This window comes from Stenotrophomonas sp. Y6 (genome assembly GCF_022436665.1).
Taxonomy (GTDB): Bacteria; Pseudomonadota; Gammaproteobacteria; order Xanthomonadales; family Xanthomonadaceae; genus Stenotrophomonas; species Stenotrophomonas acidaminiphila_A.
This window is the reverse complement of sequence record NZ_JAKUKB010000011.1, coordinates 143,526-163,340: the sequence shown is the minus strand read 5'-3', so window position 1 is coordinate 163,340 and position 19,815 is coordinate 143,526. Positions and strand designations below refer to the sequence as shown.

Genomic DNA, 19,815 nt, shown 5'->3' with positions numbered 1-19,815 from the left:
TGCAACGTGAAGGCGGGGCAAGCCCCGCCTCTACGGGGCCAGCGAGGATGCCCGCTCGTCGGCCTCGGCCTGCACCAGGCGCAGGAACAACTGCGCCAGCGTCACCACGTCCTGGTGGTTGTGTTCGCCGACGCGGCGCAGGTTGCGCGCGCTGCCGCCGCGCAGATAGTCCAGCCAGGCGGCCGGTGCCTCGGAACCGGGCAGGTCGTCCTCGCGCTGGATGCGCAGCAGCTGCCGCTCGATGGTCGCCAGCCGGCAGTTCTCCCAGGTACCGCGGTAGCGGCGCCGGGTCGGGAACAGCAGGTCGACGTGGTCCAGCGCGGAAAGCGGGTCGCCGCGCCGCGCCAGCCGGTAGCGCGTCTTCAGCAGTGGCGCGTCGTAGCAGCGGCCGTTGTAGCTGGACAGCACCGTGGTCGGCGCCAGCCAGCTGGCGAACACCTCCAGCATCGCGCTCTCGGCGCCCATCGTGGACATCAGCAGCTGGCGCACGCGCAGCCCTTCGCCGCGCGCCGCATCGCGATGCCAGTCGGCGGCGCCGATCATGAAAGCGCGGGTGCCGGTGCCGCCGGCCAGGCCGGTGGTCTCGGTGTCGAAGAACAGCAGGTCCTGCGGCCGCACGGTGTCGTCCGGGCGCCTGCTGAACGCCAGTGACAGCGGCTGCGCCGGAACCGGCTGCGGCAGGAAGGCCTCGATCAGGTGCAGGCCGGGTGCGATCTCGGTGCCCGGAAGCGCGCGGTCGACCGGGCCGTTGCGTGGCAGGCGCGGCGCCGTGGCCACCGCGCGCCCGCGCGTGGCCAGCAGGCGGCGCAGGCCATCGCTGTCGGGCGTGCGCGCTGGCACGGCCGCGGGCTTGTGCCGGATCTGCTCGACCCACCCGAACACCGAGTCACCGCGTGGTGGCGATGCTGGCCTCGGCGCGGCGTCATGGCGTTGCGGAAGCGGCGCCTGCGGCGACGCCGCGGGCGCTTCCGGCGCCGGTGCGGCGCACGGCGCAGGCGCAGGCATTGCCGGGGGCGGCGGCCGGGCCGGTTCCGTGGCCGATGGCGCGGGGCCCGGCAGCGCCGCCGCAGGGTGGGCGGCAACGGCGGCATCGGCATGCCCGGCCTGCCTGCGCAGCGCCTTGAGCTTGTCCAGGCTGACGCTCATGGCAGCAGGTCGAGCGCCTCGTCCACCGCGTCAGCCGTGACCGCCGGCACCTGCGCGCAGCGCTCGGCCGACAGCAGCGACAGCACCTTCAACGCCAGCGAGCGCGGTGTTTCGCCCTGGCCCTGTTCCTGCGCGGCCAGCACCGGGCCGACGCAGGCCGGGCAGCCGGCACTGCAGTCGCAGCGCTCCACCAGCTCGAGCGCGCGCTGCACCAGTTCGGCCTGGCGCTGCCACAGCGGCTCGCTCAGGCCCACGCCGCCGGGGAAGTTGTCGTACAGGTAAACGGTGGGCACGAAGCTCTGCATCAGCTCCACCGCGCCGTCGCCGCCCTCGTTGCCGCGCAGCTGGCCGCGGCCGCTCTGGTCGGCCACCGCGAACCACGCGCCGTCGCCATTGCCCACCGCCTTCTGCAGGTCGCGCGCGTCGGCCATCACCGCCACGGTGGCGACGATGTGCAGCGCGTACGCCGCGCCGAGGAAGCCGTCGAGCGCATCCTGCTTCTGCGCGAAGCTGCGCAGCAGGGTGGCCTGCGGCAGCTGCCACCACACCGCGGTGGTGTGCAGCTCCTGGTCGGGCAGGTTGACCGGGCCATAGCCGATGTTCTCGTGCGTGTAGTAGCGGATCTTCTTGTAGCCGGCCACGCGCCGCACCACGTGCACCTCGCCGTGGTGCGAATCGCCGCGTCCGGCGGCATTGCCGTCGAAGCGGTCCAGCACCTTGAGCTTGGTGAAGTCGATGCTGTCGGTGTAGTAGTCCACGTGGGTACGGGTGACGTAGGCCTTGCGCCCGTCCCAGTCCAGCCGCTCGACCTGGTAGGGCGTGCTCTGCACCATGTGGATGGCGCCTTCGTACAGGGTCAGCGCGGCGGCGGAATAGTCCACCTCGGCGATGATCTGCTGCTTGCCGTCGCTGCGGTCCACCACCACGAAGTTGCCATCGGCCACCGCGCGCAGGCTCACCGCGTTGGCCGGGTAGCTGTCGGCGATCCATTCCCAGCGCTCGCCTTCCTGGTGCACCACGCCGGTTTCGGCCAGCGCCTGCAGGAACACCAGCGGGTCGACCGGGCCGAACGGCTCCCCGCTCAGGAACGGCAACTCGAACGCCGCGCAGCGGATGTGGTCGAACAGGATCAGCGGCTGGTCCGGGGCGATGCGCGCGTGCTCGGGGGTGGCGTTGGCGAAGAAGTCCGGGTGCCGCACCACGTACTGGTCCAGCGGCTGGCTGCTGGCCACCATCACCCCGAGCGCGGCCTGCTGGCGGCGACCGGCGCGGCCGAAGCGCTGCCACGTCGCCGCCACGCTGCCGGGGTAGCCGTTGAGCACCACCACGTCGAGCGCGCCGATGTCCACGCCCAGCTCCAGCGCCGAGGTGCTGACGATGCCGTCGATGCTGCCGGCGCGCATGGCCCGCTCCACCTCGCGGCGCTCGGTGGGCAGGTAGCCGCCGCGGTAGGCGCGGATCCGCGCCGGCTTGCGCGGGTCGTTGTCGAAGATGTCCTTCAGGTACTTGGTCAGCACCTCCACCATCAGCCGGGTCTGCGCGAACACCAGCGTCTTGAGCCCGCTCTTGATCGCGATGCGGGCGATGCGGTTGGCCTGCGAGCGCGCCGAGGCGCGCAGGCCCAGGTCCGGGTTGATCACCGGCGGGTTCCACAGCAGCACGTGCTTGGGGCCGCTGGGCGCGCCACTCTCGGTGATCGCATGCACCTGTTCTTCCACCAGCGCCTCGGCATGCGCATGCGGGTTGCCGATGGTGGCCGAGCACAGGATGAACTGCGGGCGCACGCCGTAGAACGCGCAGATGCGCTTGAGCCGGCGGATCACGTTGGTGACGTGGCTGCCGAACACGCCGCGGTAGGTGTGGATCTCGTCGATCACCACGTAGCGCAGGTTCTCGAAGAACTGCGCCCACTTGGTGTGGTGCGGCAGGATCGCCTGGTGCAGCATGTCCGGGTTGCTGACCACGATGTCGCCGTGCAGGCGGATCGCCTGGCGCGCGTCGCCGGGCGTGTCGCCGTCGAAGGTGAAGGCCTTCACGCCGAGGTCGCCGGCGCGGTTGAGCTCCAGCAGCTCGGCCACCTGGTCCTGGGCCAGCGCCTTGGTCGGGAACAGGTACAGCGCCTTGGCGTTGCCCTGCATCGCCGCGCTCACCACCGGCAGCGTGTAGCACAGCGACTTGCCCGACGCGGTCGGGGTGACGACGGCCACGTGCTCGCCGCGCTGGGTGGCGTTCCAGGCGTCGGCCTGGTGCGAGTACAGCTGTTCGATGCCGCGCGCCCGGAGCGCGGCCTGCAGCGCCTCGGGGACGTCGTCGGGGATCGGCGCGTAGCTGCCTTCGCGGCCCGGGATCGTGAAGCTGCCGGTGACGCGGTCGCGATAGCGCCGTGCCAGCCGCTGGCCAAGCAGCGCGCCGTCGCGCGAGGGCAGGCCGTCGGTGGTGGCCAGCGCCCGTTCGCTGGCTTCGGTGCGGGGAGCGAGGGAGAACGCCATGCCGGTAGTGCCGATCCAAAGACGGCATGGAAGCACGGCGCCGTCTCAGCCTGTGAGACCCATGCAGGCTGAACGCCCGGTGCGCCGCCAACGCAATCTGAAGGTGGCGCCCGTATGCTGCCTGCTTCGGCAACCGGCAGGGACAGGAACGGTGGCAAGGCCTCGATGGTACGCAATGGTGTTGGCGGGGATGGTGCTGGTGGGCGCGGCGCAGGCGCAGCAGGCATCGCCACCGGCCGTGGATACGGTGCCCGCGGCGGACCCCGCGGCCGACCCTGCGGCGGCGTCCACGGACGCGGTGAGGACGCTGGAGGAAGTGCGCGCGCTCAAGCCCGAGGACGACACGCCGCTGGACCTGTACCGCTTCCGCAACCCGGTGAAGATCGAGCCCAACCGCTTCAGCCGTTCATGGAGCGAACCGCCCACGCCCGAGCAGGTCAGCCAAAGCGGCGGTTACCTGCTGATGGGCATCAGCTACGGCCTGATGGCCGCTGCCAAGGGCCTGCACAAGCTGACCGGCGGCCGCGACCAGATCCAGTCGGCCATCGCCCGCCCACCGCCAGAGCTGAGCGAGGACCAGCGCCGCCGCGCGTTGCGCTTCTGTGCGCAGCAGGAGGGTTGCCAGGCCCCGCCCGGCGACTGAGCGCCGGCCCCGGGCGCGGCCTTTCCCGCCCGCGCCTGCCGGGAAGCGCCGCATCGGCACGGTTGGCCGGCAGCGTGATCGCCTACCATGGCGCATCTTCGACGGGCCTGCCGCAGTGACCGACCTCCTCCCCCTGAAGCCAGCGACGCCGCCGGCGCGCATCGCCGCCTGGGTGCTGATGCTGCTGGGCATGTGGGCGGTGCTGGAACTGGGCCTGGTGGTCACCCTGCTGTCCGGCCTGCTGGTGTTCCACCTCAGCCACGTGCTGGCTTCGACCGTGGAGGGCCGGCTGCCGCCGGGCCGGGCGCGGGCGATGGCGGTGGCCGTGCTGTCGGTGGCGGTGATCGGCCTGCTGGGCCTGGCGATCATCGCGGTGGTGTCGTTCTTCCGCAACGAAACCGGCGGGCCGGACGCGCTGCTGGCGCAGCTGATGGAAATCCTCAATACCTCGCGCCACCAGGTGCCGCCGCTGCTGCAGCCGTATATCCCCGAGGACATGCAGGCGCTGCGCGCCGGGGTGAACGAATGGGTGGCCGAGCACCGCCGCCAGCTCGGCGTCGCCGGCACCTCGGCGGTGCAGATCGGCGTGCGGGTGCTGATCGGCATGGTGCTGGGCGCGATGATCGCGCTGTACGACGAATTGCCGCTGCCACGCATGGGGCCGCTGGCGCGGGAACTGGTCGGCCGTACCAGCCACCTGGCCACCGCGTTCCGCCAGGTGGTGTTCGCCCAGCTCAAGATCTCGCTGCTCAACACCCTGTTCACCGCGATCTTCCTGCTGGGCGTGCTGCCGCTGCTGGGCGTGCACCTGCCGCTGGCCAAGACCCTGGTGCTGATCACCTTCCTCGCCGGCCTGCTGCCGGTGGTGGGCAACGTGATCTCCAACACCGTGATCACCATCGTCGCGCTGTCGGTGTCGTTCTACGTCGCGGTGGCCGCGCTGCTGTTCCTGGTGGTGATCCACAAGCTGGAGTACTTCCTCAACGCCCGCATCGTCGGCGGCGAGATCCGCGCCCATGCCTGGGAACTGCTGCTGGCGATGCTGGTGATGGAAGCGGCGTTCGGCCTGTCCGGGCTGGTCGCCGCGCCGGTGTTCTACGCCTACGTCAAGCGCGAGCTGGTGGCCCAGGGCTGGGTGTGAGCCCGCGTCCGGCCGCTCAGGACGACACCCCGGCCAGCGCCGCGTACGTCACCCCCAGGATCACCAGCCAGAAGTAGATGCCGCCGATGAACACGTAGCGCGCCAGCGTCGCCCACCCGCGGCCGCCGTACACGCGCTGCTGCATCCACAGCAGGTAGACGGGAACCGACAGCCACAGCACCACGTGGATGCCATCGCCGATGGCGTTCACCACGCGGTTGCCGATGGCGCCGGTGACGCCGATCGTCAGGAACGTGGCCAGCAGCACCAGCATCAGCCAGGCATGGCTGTACAGCGCCACCACCAGGTGTTCGAGGTAGCCGATGCGGCGGCCCAGGTAGGCCACGCGCAGCACCAGCGCAAACACCGGCATCAGGAAGAACAGCGCGCCGGGCAGGGCGGTGAGGAAGGCCTGCACGTACAGGTCGGTCTTGCCGCCCATGCGTTCCACGTTGGCCTTGCCGTTGGCCAGGCGCTGGTTGAGCCAGTGGTTGAAGAATGCCGGCATGCCCTGCACCACCACCGGATTGGTCTCCGGATCCCAGGGTCTGCCGTTGATGTCGGAGTCGAACACGGTAGCCTGCTGGCGCCCGGTGGCCTGGCCCGCCGCCTGCGCCGCGCGCGTCATCGCCGAGGCCACGGTGTCCGGCGCGGGCGCCGGCTGCCCGCGCAGTTCGGAGGTGCGCCGTGCAGCGGCGGTGTTCAGCGCGGCCATGGCCACCGTGAATGCCGGCGTGGCCGCGGGCGAAGCCGCCAGCTGGCGCTCGATCCCGGCCTGCTGCGCCGCGCGTATCGCCTCCACTTCCTGCACGGTCTGCGCGTTGGCGAACAGCGTGTTGTCGCCGCCGTTCAGGGTCATGTCGTCGACATGCAGGGTCAGCTTGCCGACGAAGAACGTGAACAGGGTCAGGATCACGAACAGCCGCAGCGGCTGCACGTAGCCCACGCGCTGGCCGCGGAGGTAGTTGAGCGCGACCCGGCCTGGCACCAGCAGGTCGCGCAGCGTGCGGAAGATGCGCCCGTCCAGGTGCCAGAACGACTCGAACACCTCTTCGATCGCGTGCCCCACGTGCTTGAGCGGGTTGTGCGCCGACTGCCCGCAGTGGTGGCAGTAATGGCCCTGCAGCGCCGCCCGGCAGTTGGCGCAGGCCCCATGCCCGTGCGCGTGGACGACGGCGGGAACCTCGGCAACGGCGGTGTCGTCTGGGGTCGGGTTCATCGGGAGCGCGGGTGGAAGCCGGGACGCGACACGATAGCGGGCATTGCCGGCGCGGTCAGCTGCGCGGTCGCGGCTTGCGGTGCCAGAGCGCGTTGACGATCACCCAGCGGCCGTCGAAGCGGCCCATCTGCAGGTGGTCGATGAACCACGGGCTTTCCAGCCGCACCGTGGCGATGTCCTCGTCCACCTGCAGCACGCTCACCGTGCGCTGCCACTGTTCGCGCGGGGTCTTCAACGCGCCTTCGCGGGTAAGGCGGACCAGTTCGTCCGCGCTCATCCGGCCCAGCCCGAGGGTTTCGTCGGGCCTGTCCACGAGGTTGCGCTTGGCCAGGTCCGGGTGCAGCGCACGCGCCACCCGCGCCGGGTCGCCCTCCAGCTGTCCGTCCATGTAGTCGTGGGCGGTGGCCTCGATGGCCCGCAGGGTGGCGGCGTCCGGCGGTGCCGCGCCGGCGCCGCCGGCGACCCACAGCATTCCCAGTAGCAGAAAGCGCATCGCGGCTGGCGGCATGGCTGGCTCCTTCCCAGGTCGCGGCAGTGTGGCGGCCGCCGCGGCGCGCGGCATGGGCCGATGGTCACTGGCCCGCGGCGGGGTGGCCGGCGGCGGCACGTCAAGGGTGGGTGCGCCGGACCGCTTCGGCTACAGTACCGCGATGACGAAAGAGCACATTCCCGGCGGCCTGTTGATCGCCATCGAGGGCATCGACGGTGCCGGCAAGTCCACGCTGGCGCGGGGGCTGGCCGAGGCGCTGGAGCGGGCCGGCGCCGAGGTGGTGCTGAGCAAGGAGCCGACCAACGGGCCGTGGGGCACGCAGCTGCGGGCCTCGGCGGCGACCGGGCGGCTGAGTCCGCAGGAAGAAGTGGACCTGCTGCTGCGCGACCGCCGCCAGCACGTCGAAGCACTGGTGGCGCCGGCGCTGGCGCGCGGCGCGGTGGTGATCCTCGACCGCTACTTTCCATCGATGGTGGCCTACCAGGGCGCCGCCGGCCTGCCGGTGGACGAACTGCTGCAGCTCAACGCCTTCGCGCCGCGGCCGCACCTGCTGCTGCTGCTGGACCTGCCGCCGGCCACCGGGCTGGCGCGCATCCACGCCCGCGGCGACGTGCCCAACCATTTCGAGACGGCGCAGAACCTGGAGCGTTGCCGGGCGATCTTCCAGCAGCTGGAGTTGCCCGGCAAGCAGGTGATCGACGCCAGCCAGAACGAAGCCGAAGTGCTGCGCGACGCGCGTGCGGCCATCGCCGCCGCGCTGGCCGCACGCGCCGATGGGCAGGGCGGACCGCTGCGGCGCTTCCAGGCGCAGGACCCGGCGCCGGCCACCGGCCACTGACCTCCCACCTCCGCGATGCCGACGCCTCCGCCCCCGGCGAAGCGGCGCCCCGTGCCGGCGGCCGCGGGCCCGCATCCGCGCAACCGCCACCAGGGCCGTTACGACATGGCACGGCTGCTGGCGGCCAACCCGGCGCTGCGCGCGTACCTGCGACGCACCCCGGACGGCGGGCAGAGCATCGATTTCAGCGATCCGCTGGCGGTACGCGAACTCAACCGCGCGCTGCTGGCCAGCGACTACGGCATCGGCCACTGGGATATCCCCGCCGGCTACCTGTGCCCGCCGGTACCGGGCCGCGCGGATTACCTGCACGGCCTGGCCGACCTGCTGGCCGCCGACGCCGGTGGCACGATCCCGCGCGGGCCCGGGGTGCGCGTGCTCGATATCGGCGTGGGCGCCAACTGCATCTATCCGCTGCTCGGCCAGGCCGAGTACAGCTGGTCGTTCGTCGGCAGCGACATCGATCCCGTCGCCCTGCGCTCGGCCGCCGCCAACGTCCAGGGCAACGGGCTCGACCGGCTGATCGAACTGCGCCTGCAGCACGCGCGCGGCAGCCTGTTCGCCGGTGTGGTTCAGGCGCAGGACCGCTTCCACCTGACCCTGTGCAACCCGCCCTTCCACGCCTCGGCCAGGGAGGCGGCGCAGGGCAGCCAGCGCAAGCTGCGCAATCTTGGCGACGGCAAGCCCGCGCCGCGCGGCAGGCCGCCGCTGTTGAACTTCGGCGGCCAGGCCAACGAGCTGTGGTGCACCGGCGGCGAGGCCTCGTTCCTGCGGCGGATGATCCGCGAGAGCGTGGCCGTACAGGCCCAGGTGCTGTGGTTCAGCTCGCTGGTCGCCAAGCGCGAGCACCTGGCCGACCTGCACCGGCAACTGTCCCGTGCCGGCGCGCTCGAGGTGCGTGAAGTGGCGATGGCGCAGGGCAGCAAGCAGAGCCGGTTCGTCGCCTGGACCTTCCACGCCGCCGCGCGCCGGGCCGGGTGGCCGGCGGGGTAACCGCCGCCATTGGAACATCGGCTGCCGTCGGGCCATGATGCGCCCGGGAAACAGGGAGCGTGCAGCATGCCGAGCGAGGCCGTCGGACAACTGTCCATGGGGAGTGGCCGCATCAACTACGTGTTGATCGATCACGAGAACGTGCAGCCCACCGACCTGCGGCTTCTGGACCGTGCGGACATCCGCCTGTGGGTGTTCGTGGGTGCCGGCCAGGCCAAGCTGTCGGCCGAGCTGGCGATACAGATGCAGGCCATGCGCGAGCGTGCCGATTACGTGCGCATCTCGGGCAATGGCCCCAATGCGCTGGATTTCCATATCGCGTTCTACATCGGCCAGTTGTCCGCCAGCGACCCGCGTGGGTTCTTCCACATCATTTCCCGTGACACCGGCTTCGATCCGCTGGTGGAACACCTGAAGGGCAGGAAGATATTCGCCTGCCGCTCGACGGCGATCGCCGGCATGCCGCTGTTCGCATCGGCCGCGGCCACCGAGGTGAGCGCGGTGCCCGCGGCGCAACCGAAACCGAAACCCAAGGCGAACGCGGTGACGGTGGTGGTGGACAAAGCGCCCCCGCGGCCGCTGCCCGATGCACCGGTCGCCGCGGCGCCCGCCACGGCCATGCAGCGGCTGACGCGGATGAAGACCGTACTGTCGAAGACGAAAACCGGGCGGCCGGGAACCCTCGCCGCATTGAAGAAGCATGTCGCCGCGCACTTCCAGAACCAGATCGGCGCCGACGACGTGGGGGCGATCGTGGCCGGCCTGGAACAGGCCGGCGTGGTGAAGCTGGATGGCCTGAAGGTGCGCTACGACTGAGCGCCATGGGCTCCGGCCGGCGGCATGGCCGCGTCCCGGGGCGGCCGCGCCCATCGTGCAGGCAGGCAGCCCGCGCTGCACGGTGTCCGCCGACGCCCCGGGTGGTGGCTGGTCACAGGGCCTGAACGCGGCATCGCCGACAGTGCGGCTCCCCGACCCAGGAGCTGCTGCATGCGCCTTACCCCCCTGTCGCTGGCCTGCCTGACCCTGCTGCTGCCGGCCTGCAGCCCGTCGTCACCGCCGGCCGCCACGCAAGCGGAGGCGGCCGCCGTGGCGACGCAGGAACAGGCGGATGCGACGCCGGCCGATGCCGCTTTCGAGTTCCCGGCGATCCCGCCGATCATGGTGCCCAGCCTCGTCGGCAGCGGCCCGGCGCAGAAGCAGCTGGAAGCCTCGATGCAGGCACTGATCGACCCGGTGGCCGGCATCAGCGTGCGCCCGGCGAACTGCGCCACCGACGGCGCGCTGGTCAACGAGAGCGGCTTCACCAATCTCGATGCCGCCGGCAACCTGCAGCGCGTTGCCGGCGAGGGCGTGTTCGAGGTGGCCGCCGATGGCAGCGGCCTGGCGGTGACCGACGAGGATGTGGTGCGGGTCAATCCCGATGGCAGCGGCAGCATCGTCAACAGTGCCGGCACCTTCGAGGTGAAGGCCGACGGCTCCGGCACCTATGTCGGCGAGCATGGGCATATCGAGCTGGACGGCAAGGGGGGCGGCACCTGGGTGGGCGACTTCGGCAACATCGAGAACCATGGCGATGGCTCGGGCCTGTGGGTGGGCGAAGAAGGCAGCATCGAGGTCCGCGCCGATGGCTCCGGGCGCTGGATCGGCGGGCCCGAAGGCATCGCCGAGAACCGCGGCGACGGCACCGGTACCGTGGGCGCGGTCGCGCGCGAGGTGCGCATGGCGCCGCTGCCGCCGCTGCCGCCGGCCGGGCGCTTCCCGCTGCTGGACAAGTTCAGGCCGTCCGGCGCGCCATGCGGCTTCGTCGTCACCCTCAACGACAAGGTGCTGTTCGACTTCGACAAGGCGCAGGTGCGCGCCGACGCCGGCAAGGTGCTGGACGCGCTGGCCACCGCGCTGCAGAAGGTGCCCTCGCGCGCCATCGAAGTCCGCGGCCATACCGACGCCAAGGGCAGCGACGACTACAACCAGGCGCTGTCCGAGCGGCGCGCGCAGGCGGTGGTGGCGGCGTTGCGCCAGCGCGGCGTGGCGCAGGACGCCAGCGCGCGTGGCTATGGCGAGGCGCAGCCGGTGGCGCCCAACGACGTCGACGGGCGGGACAACCCCGGCGGCCGCCAGCTCAACCGCCGCGTGGAGATCTTCGTGCGGACCTGAGCCGGGTTCTCGCAGGCCGGGGCATGGCTAACGGCCCGTGCGCCGGGTAGCGGCTGCGGCGATCATCGCGGTCCCGAACCGACGCGAGACCTGCCGATGCACCCGATCCGCCCCGCCCTGCTGGGACTGGCACTGATGGCCGCCCTGGGCCTGGCACACGCCACCCCGGCCGTGCCCGCCACCGACGCCCGCGGCGTCGCCATCAGCGAGGCGGCCTATCCGGGCACGATCCGGCTGGAGGTGGATGCCACCGACCTCGGCCAGCGGGTGTTCAAGGTGCGCCAGACCGTGCCGGTGCGGCCCGGGCTGCAGCGGTTCCACTATCCGGCATGGCTGCCGGGCAACCATGCCGCCAGTGGCGCGATCGAGAAGCTGGCCGGGCTGGTCGTCACCGGCAACGGCCAGCGCCTGGAATGGACCCGCGATCCGCTCGACGTCTTCACCTTCAACGTGCAGGTGCCCGAAGGCGTGGCCGAGCTGCGCATGGACTACCAGTTCCTCAGCCCCACCGATGCCGCGCAGGGGCGCACGGTGATGACCCCGAACATGCTCAACCTGCAGTGGATCGCGATGGTGCTGTACCCGGCCGGCCATGCCGCGCACGCCATCAGCTACCGCGCCAGCGCCCGCTACCCGCAGGGCTGGGAAGCGGCCAGTGCGCTGGAGGTCGAGCGCCGCGACGGCGACACCGTGCATTACGCGCCGACCAACCTGGAGATCCTGGTCGATTCGCCGGTGTTCGCCGGCCGCTACCACCGTACCTTCGATCTGGCCCCGGCCGGCACCCGGCCGGTGCGCCTGAACGTGTTCGCCGACCGCGCCAAGGACCTGGAGGCCAAGCCCGAGCACATCGCCCAGCACCGCGCGCTGGTGACCCAGGCGCGCCGGCTGTTCGGCGCCGAGCACTACAACCACTACGATTTCCTGTTCGCGGTGACCAGCCAGCTCGGCGGCATTGGACTGGAGCACCAGCGCTCCAGCGAGAACAGCGAGGACCGCGACTATTTCAGCGGCTGGAATCCCAAGGTCGGCAGCAGCGACCTGCTCGGCCACGAGTACACGCATTCGTGGGACGGCAAGTACCGGCGCCCGGCCGACCTGGCGACGCTAAACTACAACGTGCCGATGCAGGGCAGCCTGCTGTGGGTCTACGAGGGCCAGACCCAGTACTGGGGCAACGTGTTGACCGCGCGTTCCGGCATCCGCCCGCTGGATGCCTCGCGCGACGCGCTGGCGCTGGTCGCGGCCACCTACGCCGACAACCGCCCCGGCCTGGAATGGCGCTCGCTGGGCGACACCACCAACGACCCGGTGATCGCGCGCCGCAAGCCCAAGCCCTACCGCGGTTACCAGATGAGCGAGGACTACTACCAGGGCGGGCAGATGCTGTGGCTGGAAGCGGACGTGCGCATCCGCCGGCTCAGCAGCGGCAGGCGCAGCCTGGATGATTTCGCCCGCGCCTTCTTCGGAAAGAACGACGGCCAATGGCAACGACCGGACACCTACACCTTCGAGGACGTCGCCGCGACCCTGGAACAGGTGCAGCCCACCGGCGACTGGGCGCGATTCCTGCGCGACCGCCTCGAGCGCCGGGTGGGCCTGACCGGCGGCATCGAGGCGTCCGGCTGGAAGCTGGTCTACACCGACACGTCCAGCGCCTACTACACGGCGACGATGAAGGGCCGCGGCGCCAGCTTCATCTACTCGCTGGGGCTGTCGCTGGACGGCAATGGCCGCATCGGCGAGGTGCGCTGGGACAGCCCGGCGTTCAACGCCGGCCTCGGCAGCGGCATGCAGGTGCTGGCGGTCAACGACCTGCAGTACAGCGCCGGGGAGCTGGAGGACGCGGTGCGCGCGGCAAAGGACGGCCAGCAGCCGATCCGCCTGCTGGTCAAGGACATGGACGTGTACCGCACGTTCGCCATCGACTACCGCGGCGGCCTGCGCTACCCGTCGCTGCAGCGCATCGAGGGCACCCCCGACTACCTGACGCCGATCTTCAGCGCGCGCAGGTAAAAGCGGCGGAAGGCAACGGGCGGACATTGGACGGGGCAGGCGGGCATCTGGTCAGCCTGCCCTGTCCACGAGGTGAAGTGGCCAGCGGACGGCCGCGGATCGCCGCCCCCGTTGCCTGTCACGGCAGGCATGCCGCTGCGCGCGCCTGCCTGCCAGGCACCGGCAGCCGCCGGCGGCAGGGTGCTTTGCCCGATGCCCGCTCCGGATCGAGCCGGTCAGCCGCTTGCCGCAGGCCGGCAAGGACAGGCCCATCGCGCCCGGGCAGCTCGCACGGGTCGTGGTCGCGGGAGGGGGCCGGGTGCCAGGCCGGAAGCCGGACGGGTGCGATCCGGCGGCGGGTGCGGCACCCGTGAGCTGAAGGCCGGCGCACAGTAACGTGCTGCGGGTTGCATCCGATGCCGGGATCATCGACCCGCCGACCCGCCGACCCGCCGACCCGCCGACCCGCCGACCGGTACGCGGTGCGCGGGGAAGCGGGCCTCTGTCCGCCAATCTGAGGCAAAAGCACGCCACCGCAACAGCGACGCCACCCTGCCGCGCCGCTGCGGGAGTTGGCGACCCCCGGGGCATCGCCCGGATGGCGCTCCGGCCGGGGGAATACCCGGGCACGACGCCGTACCGCTGGCTGCTGCTCCCCGCGCGCGGTGACGCCGCCGGGCGGTCATGGCCAGCGATCGCAGGGCGCCGCAGGGCGTCGCCGGAGACCCCGCGGAAGCACCGGTCGCGGCCTACGGCGCGCCTGTGGCACGGCGGATGACAGCCGGGCGCCGCCGCTCCAGCCACCACAGCAGTGCCGCCACGCCAATGAAGCCCAGCAGCCACGGCCAGCGGGGGCCGGGCACCGGCAGCGCGGATGCTGCGGTAATTCCGGTGCTGCCGCGCAAGGCTGAAGTGGCCTCGCGCGTGGCCTGCGCGTGCAGGGCGCGTGCGTCGGCCGGGGCGATGACCCGTATCCCGGCGCTGGTATCGCCGGCGACGACGCGGTGCCAGCCGGCCTGCCGCGGCCACCAGCCGCTGCAGTTGCCGGCGCGTGGATCGGCCAGCAGGGGGGTCGTGCCGCCATCGGGGGCTTCGATCCGGGTGCCGTCGGGCAGCCCGCACAGCGCGGTGCGCTCACCGGCCCAGGCCCAGGCGGGCAGCCGTGCCAGCGGCGATGCCGGCAGCGGCCGCGCCAGCACCGCCAGCACCTGGTTCCACAGTTCGGCATGGGTGTCGGCGTGGCCGGCCAGCACCAGGGTGTAGCTGTCGGCGACCGGCAACAGGCCGATGCGGCCGCGGCCGACGGCGCGCCAGCCGCCGATCGCGCTGCCGTCGGCGGCGCGCAGCAGCGGCACCACGCCGGGATTGGCGAACGCCAGGTCGAAGCGCTCGATGGCCGGCGCCGCGGGCGCGCGCCCACCGTCAGTATCTGCATCCGCATCCGCGCCCGTATCGGCATCGCGCAGCTTCAGCGTGGCGGTCCGTTCGCCACCGCGCACCTCCAGCCCCCAGTCGCGCAGGGTGCGCCTGGCATTGGCGTCCAGCGCGCCGCCCATGCGCACCAGCACGCCGAGGCCGTCGCGCATCGCCGCGGCGATGGCCGCGCGCTGCGCCGAGGACAGCGCCGCCAGGCGGCGCTCGTCGAGCAGCAGCAGGTCGAGCCGGGCGAGGCTGGCCGGCTCGATCGCCGCCGGTGCATCGCCCAGCTGCACCCCGCCACCGACATGGATGCCGGTCTGCACGGTGGCGCCGCTGTCGGCGGCCCAGCGCTGCAGGTACTTCAGTTCCGGCCCCGGGGCGCCGGCCAGCAGGCGCAGCGTGGGCGCCGGCAGCGGGCGCACGCGCACCGGCACCGGTACCTGGTCGAGCCGCCTGCCCTCGCGGTCGAGCACGCGCAGGGTGAACTCGACGTCGCCGGCGTCGCGCGCGCTGGCCGCCAGGCGGACGCGACCGCCGTCACCGGGGGCGGCGAGGGCGACGCGATGCCCGGCCGGGTCGAGCAGCTCCACCCGCGCCTGCGGCAGGCCGTGCACGCGTGCGCCCACCTCGAAGCGCGCGCCCGCGGCGAGCGGTGGCGGCGCCTGCAGTTCGACCAGGCCCTGCGGCGCGGCACCGGGCAGGAAGCGCAGCGGCGGCAGTGTGGCATCGCGGTCGCGCGCCGGCAGGCCCTGGCCGACGATGACCAGTTCGCGGGTGCCAGGGTGCTGGCGCAGGGCGGTGGCCAGGTCGGGTACCCGCTCCACCCCCGCCAGCGCCGGCGCTTCCGGCAGGCGTACCCGGATGGCGGCACGAACCGCCGCCAGCTCCGCCGCGCGCGTGCCGGCGGTGGCGACCAGCAGCGTATCGGCAGGCACCGCCTGGCGTGGCGGGAACAGCGCCAGCCCGAGCAGCAGCGCCGCCGCCAGCTGCAGCACCAGCTGCACTGCCAGGCGTGCGCGCGGCGGTCGTGGCGGCAGGCACAGGCGCAGGCTGGCGAGCAGTACGGCCAGGGCGATGACCCCCAACGGCAGCCAGGCACTCATCGCGCGGTCTCCTGCGGTGCGGCCAGGGCATCCAGGTAGCGACGGCCCATGGCGTCGGCGGCATCGCGCCGCGCCGGCGGCCCGGGGGCGCGCGGCAGCGCCGGCCACAGCTGGTCGCGCAGGCGCTGGCGGCAGGCATGGCAATCCGGTTGCTGGCGCAGTGCGTCGATGGCGGCGGCGATGTCGAGCGGGTCGGGCACCGTCTGCGGATGCGCATCGAGCCAGCGCGAGAGCGCGTCCAGGTCGACCGCCGCGTCCGCCGCCGCCAGCGCCCGCCATGCGTCCACCGGGGTGCGGTCGCCGGGCTTGCGTGGCGGCAGCTGCAGGCCGCGGTTGCCCAGCCCGTCGCGCTTGCCGCCCATGCGCCGCGCCAGGTCGATCGGCGGCAGCTCGGGGCCGACCCGCGCCAGGTAGACGCGCTCGGCCTGCTGCACCTGCTTGATGAAACCCAGCGCCTTGTAGGCGTAGGGCAGCGCCTGGTCGGGATGGCCCTGGCGCAGGTGCCCTTCGGACTGCCACATCTGGTCGAGCGCGGCCTTGAGGATGGCGCGGGTCTGCGGATCCAGCAGGGTGGCGGCCTCGGCGTGGTCGTGGGTATGGCCGTACTCGGCGAGTACGTCGGTGGCGCTGCCGAACGCCGCTGCGCTGCCGTCGCCGGCCTCGCCATGGTCATGGCCATCGTCGTGCGCGTGCTCACTGGCCGCGGTGTCGCCGGTGGGCGCGCTGTCGCTGGTTGGCGGCGGTTTGGCGCCGCCCTCGGCCTCCTCGCCGAGGAACTGGCCATAGCGCAGGCGCAGGATGCGCTGGTCCACGCCGATGGCATCGGCCCGCCGGGTGAAGGTGTCGGCATCGAGCGCGCCGCGCTGCTTCAGCAATGCCTCGGCGTCGATGATGATCTGGCGCTGGCTGCGGAAATAGGCCGGCATCACTTTCTTGATTGCGCCTTCCAGGTCGCTGGTCTGCACTTCCTGCGCGCTGGGCAGGCGCAGGATCAGGCTGGGGCTGCGCGCTTCCTGCGGCTGCGGCGCGCGGTTGTCGCGCACGCCCAGGCGCGCCACCACCTCGTCGCCGGGGCCGACGCCCAGCGCCGCCAGGTCGACGTCGTAGGCGAAACGGCGCGCGGTGGCCGGGCCACTGCCGGCCAGCTCGATGCGGCGCTGCTGGAAGTCGATGTTCTCGCCGCTGCCCTTGGCGGTGGTGAGCTCCAGCACCGCGCCGGCGGCGACGCCGAAATCGTCGCGCGCTTCGAACCGCAGCGGCCAGCGGCGCTGGCGCGGCGCGGCGCGGGTCAGCGTCTGCACCGGTTCGATCACCTTCACCTGCGGCGGCCGGTCCGGCACCACCTCCAGCCGCCACGCGCGCCCGGCCCCGGCCAGCGCCGGTTCGGTGGCGATGCGGTACAGGCCGGAGCGCTGCAGGGTTTCGCGGGTCTGCCAGTGGTCGCCGTCGCGCTGCAGCGGCAGCCGGCGGCCATCGTGGAACTGCAGCCATGCCTGTTGCGGCTGCGGTGCGAAGCGCAGTTGCCAGTGCAGGCGGCTGCCCTGCAGGGCGCGCGCGTCGAGCTTCGCGCCGGCGCTGGTGGGCTGGCCGGTATAGGCGGGCGGCGTCACCTGCAGCCGCGTGCCGCGCAGCGCGGGCGGCGCGGATGGGGCAGCGGCAGTCGCGGAGGCATCGTGGCCGCCCGCGACCACCGCGGCAGTGCGCGGCCACAGCAGTGCGGCGGCGGCGACCAGCAGTGCGGCGCCGAAGCACGCGGCCAAGCGCGGCCACGGCCAGCGTGGGCGCAGGTCGGGCGGCGCCGCGCGCAGGCGCTGTTCGATGCGCGCGCGCTGGCGCTGCTGCAGCGGGTTCAGCGTTTCCGGCGCGGCGAACAGCAGGTCGGCGCTGTCCTCCAGGCGCGGTTGCTGGTCCAGGCGCGCGATCAGCCAGCGGGTGTCCAGGCGCCGTGCGCGCCAGGTGGCGACAGTGGCGACGGCGAGCAGCGCCAGGGTGAGGGCCACGCTGCCGGCGTCGAAACCGGCCAGGCGCATCGCGAGCGCGCCCGCCGCCAGTGCCAGCGGCACGCCGCCGGCCAGGACGATCAGCAATACCCGGCGCCGCGCGCCACGCAGCAGGGCCTGCGGGTTCATGGCGGCCCCCGGCGCCGGCGCGCGCTGGCGAGCCAGCGTTCCAGCAGGAACAGCAGGGCGATGGCGGCGGCCAGCCACGGCACGGGTTCGTACGCCGGCTGCGGCCAGGCGGCCGCGCCGCGGCCCGGCGCCATGGCCGCGGCCAGCGCCCGCGTCGGTGCCGGCGGCGCCTGCAGCACGTCGCGCAGGTGCTGCGGGAACCCGGCGTCCAGCAGCACCGGCAGGGTGGCCGGCTGCAGCGGCGCGGCCCAGCGCAGCCAGCGTCCACCGCCGCCGGCCACCTGTTCGATCACCGGCGCGCCGCTGTCGTCGTGCCAGACCGGCAGGCGCTGGGTGTCGGCCGGCAGCGGCGTGCGCGCATCGACCAGCAACCGGCCGCCCGCGCGCGCCCATGCCTGCACGGTGGCGGGAACCGGTCTGGCCGACAGCCAGACGCGCACGCCCGCGTCGTCGGTGAAGGGCTGGTCGTCGCCGCCGATGTCCGCCGGCGTGGCGGCGTTCCATGCCTGGCCGACGGCCCGCAGCCACGGCAGGGCGCTGGCGCCGGCGGGGTCATGGCGGATGTGCAGGCGCGGTGCCGGCGCGGCGGTGGCAGCGGCGGCGGGCGGCGCGGCCGCGACGACCTGCCAGCGTACCGCGCGTGACAACCGCGGCAGCTGCGCGTCCAGTCCGTCCAGCACCGACGGCACGACCACGGTGAGCGGCGCGCCGGCCGGCAGCGTCGCATCCAGTTCGCGCAGCAGGCTGGCGAGCGGCTGCGCGGGCGGGGGCGCGGCGCCCGCATCGACCGCGGGGAAGCCCGGCGCCAGCCACAGCCAGCGCGCGTCACCGCTGCCCGTCGCGCCGCGCGCGGCGGCGATGTCCACGCCGGGCGCCACGGCGACGCGCGGCGCATCGTCCTCGACGCCGTGCAGCGCCGGCCGCGCCAGCAGCACCGCCAGCAGCGCGAGCAGCAGCAGCCGCACCAGCAGCAGCGGCCAGTCGTCGAAGCGGATGCGCCGGCGCGGGCGTGGCCTGGCCGACAGCCAGCGCAGCGCGGCGAAATCGATCAGCCGCTGCTCGTCGCGCCGCGCCAGGTGGATCAGCAACGGCAGCAGCAGCGCCGCCAGCGCGGCCAGCCCCGCGGGGAACAGCCACACCAGGCTCATGCGCCGCTGCCTCCGCGGCCACCGGCCAGGCGTTGCAGCGGGGCGTCGATGGGCTCGTCGAGGAAGCCGGTGTCATGGCGGATGCCCGCGGCCTGCAGCCGTGCATCCAGCGTGCGCCGCGCCTCGGCGAAGCGCGCCCGGTAACCGGCACGCAGCAGGGCGCCGTCGCCGAGCAGTTCATCGCCGGTTTCCGGGTCGCGGAAACGATGGCCGTCGCGGAACGGGAAGTCGCGCTCCTCGGCGGTCAGCAGCTGCAGGTGCACGACATCGCGGCCGGCCCGGGCCAGGCGTTCGGCCAGGGCGATGGCGGTGTCGTCGAAGCCGTCGCCGATCATCACCACCAGGTCGTTGCCGGCGATGCGTTCCCATACCGGCGCCAGCGTTGCGTGCGCCGGCCACCGGCCCTGCGCGCGCAGGGCATGCAGCTGCAGATGCACGCGGTCGCGCTGGCGCAGGCCATGGCCGGCCGGGACCAGGCGCACGCCGTCGCCGCCGATGGCGATCAGGCCGAAGGCGTCGCCCTGCTGCAGCGCCAATTGCGCCACGCACGCGGCCAGGGCGCAGGCGGCCTGCAGGCGGGTCCAGTCGCGCCGCGCCTGGTCGGCCTGCGCCATCGAGGCGCTGGTATCGAGCAGCAGCCATACCGTGAGCGGGCTTTCGCGTTCGGATTCGCGCACGAAGAAGCGGTCCGAGCGCGCGTAGAGCTTCCAGTCGATCTGGCGCGGCTCGTCGCCGGGCTCGTAGGCACGGTACTGCGCGAACTCGAGCCCGGCGCCGCGGCTGCGGCTGGCGTGCACTCCGATACCGCGGCTGCCGCTGGCCCGTTGCGGCAGCAGCCGCAGGCCGCGCAGGCGGCTGCGCACGTCGGCGGGAATCAGCGGTGGCGCGGTGGCGGCCAAGGTGGGTGC

Annotated in this window: 14 protein-coding genes and 1 pseudogene; 7 read left to right on the top strand and 8 right to left on the bottom strand. The window is 73.0% G+C overall.

Annotation, left to right across the window (positions count from 1 at the left end; translation table 11 throughout):
• Nucleotides 1–30: 30 nt before the first annotated feature.
• A complete protein-coding gene (locus MKP15_RS14555) occupies nt 31–1,146 on the bottom strand; it encodes a ribonuclease H-like domain-containing protein (protein WP_240213197.1) in 1,116 nt (371 codons plus the stop codon).
• Nucleotides 1,147–1,217: 71 nt separating this feature from the next.
• Nucleotides 1,218–3,635, bottom strand: a pseudogene (locus MKP15_RS14550) (DEAD/DEAH box helicase); the annotation flags it as partial.
• A 175-nt stretch (nt 3,636–3,810) separates the two neighbouring features.
• Here MKP15_RS14550 and MKP15_RS14545 point away from each other — a divergent pair.
• Nucleotides 3,811–4,278, top strand: a complete 468-nt coding sequence (locus MKP15_RS14545; RefSeq protein WP_240213196.1) for a hypothetical protein — start codon at nt 3,811–3,813, stop codon at nt 4,276–4,278.
• A 115-nt stretch (nt 4,279–4,393) separates the two neighbouring features.
• The gene (locus MKP15_RS14540) at nt 4,394–5,419 is read left to right on the top strand and encodes an AI-2E family transporter (RefSeq protein ID WP_161615527.1); all 1,026 of its coding nucleotides are present in this window, start codon (nt 4,394–4,396) and stop codon (nt 5,417–5,419) included.
• Nucleotides 5,420–5,435: 16 nt separating this feature from the next.
• Here MKP15_RS14540 and MKP15_RS14535 read toward each other — a convergent pair whose 3' ends face one another.
• The gene (locus MKP15_RS14535; RefSeq protein ID WP_240213195.1) at nt 5,436–6,638 is read right to left on the bottom strand and encodes a DUF3667 domain-containing protein; all 1,203 of its coding nucleotides are present in this window, start codon (nt 6,636–6,638) and stop codon (nt 5,436–5,438) included.
• A gap of 55 nt (nt 6,639–6,693) precedes the next feature.
• The gene (locus MKP15_RS14530) at nt 6,694–7,110 is read right to left on the bottom strand and encodes a nuclear transport factor 2 family protein (protein WP_240213206.1); all 417 of its coding nucleotides are present in this window, start codon (nt 7,108–7,110) and stop codon (nt 6,694–6,696) included.
• A 178-nt stretch (nt 7,111–7,288) separates the two neighbouring features.
• On the opposite strand from MKP15_RS14530, the gene tmk reads away from it, so the two are divergent.
• The 5 genes from tmk to MKP15_RS14505 all read left to right on the top strand — a co-directional run bounded on the left by tmk (nt 7,289) and on the right by MKP15_RS14505 (nt 13,129).
• Nucleotides 7,289–7,966, top strand: a complete 678-nt coding sequence (tmk, locus tag MKP15_RS14525; RefSeq protein ID WP_161615524.1) for a dTMP kinase — start codon at nt 7,289–7,291, stop codon at nt 7,964–7,966.
• 15 nt (nt 7,967–7,981) lie between these two features.
• Complete coding sequence (rlmF, locus tag MKP15_RS14520) at nt 7,982–8,959, top strand: 23S rRNA (adenine(1618)-N(6))-methyltransferase RlmF (protein ID WP_275692587.1); 978 nt, start codon at nt 7,982–7,984, stop codon at nt 8,957–8,959.
• A 66-nt stretch (nt 8,960–9,025) separates the two neighbouring features.
• On the top strand, nt 9,026–9,775 hold the full coding sequence (locus MKP15_RS14515) for a PIN domain-containing protein (protein ID WP_233996266.1): 750 nt from the start codon (nt 9,026–9,028) through the stop codon (nt 9,773–9,775).
• 171 nt (nt 9,776–9,946) lie between these two features.
• Nucleotides 9,947–11,113 (top strand): OmpA family protein, encoded by a 1,167-nt coding sequence (locus tag MKP15_RS14510; RefSeq protein WP_240213193.1) that lies wholly within the window; start codon nt 9,947–9,949, stop codon nt 11,111–11,113.
• A gap of 96 nt (nt 11,114–11,209) precedes the next feature.
• Nucleotides 11,210–13,129, top strand: coding sequence for a peptidase M61 (locus tag MKP15_RS14505; protein WP_240213192.1), 1,920 nt, complete (start codon nt 11,210–11,212; stop codon nt 13,127–13,129).
• A 728-nt stretch (nt 13,130–13,857) separates the two neighbouring features.
• On the opposite strand, the gene MKP15_RS14500 is transcribed toward MKP15_RS14505, so the two are convergent.
• Genes MKP15_RS14500 through MKP15_RS14485 form a run of 4 tightly spaced genes read right to left on the bottom strand, consistent with a single transcriptional unit; the run spans nt 13,858 to nt 19,806 of the window.
• Entirely contained in the window at nt 13,858–15,630 is a 1,773-nt protein-coding gene (locus MKP15_RS14500) for a carboxypeptidase regulatory-like domain-containing protein (RefSeq protein WP_240213191.1), read from the bottom strand.
• Complete coding sequence (locus MKP15_RS14495) at nt 15,627–17,759, bottom strand: DUF4175 domain-containing protein (protein ID WP_240213190.1); 2,133 nt, start codon at nt 17,757–17,759, stop codon at nt 15,627–15,629. The genes MKP15_RS14500 and MKP15_RS14495 overlap by 4 nt, the downstream gene beginning before the upstream one ends.
• On the bottom strand, nt 17,756–18,907 hold the full coding sequence (locus MKP15_RS14490; protein WP_240213189.1) for a BatA domain-containing protein: 1,152 nt from the start codon (nt 18,905–18,907) through the stop codon (nt 17,756–17,758). The genes MKP15_RS14495 and MKP15_RS14490 overlap by 4 nt, the downstream gene beginning before the upstream one ends.
• Entirely contained in the window at nt 18,904–19,806 is a 903-nt protein-coding gene (locus MKP15_RS14485; protein WP_240213188.1) for a DUF58 domain-containing protein, read from the bottom strand. Before MKP15_RS14485 ends, MKP15_RS14490 begins: the two co-directional genes overlap by 4 nt.
• Nucleotides 19,807–19,815 lie beyond the last annotated feature (9 nt).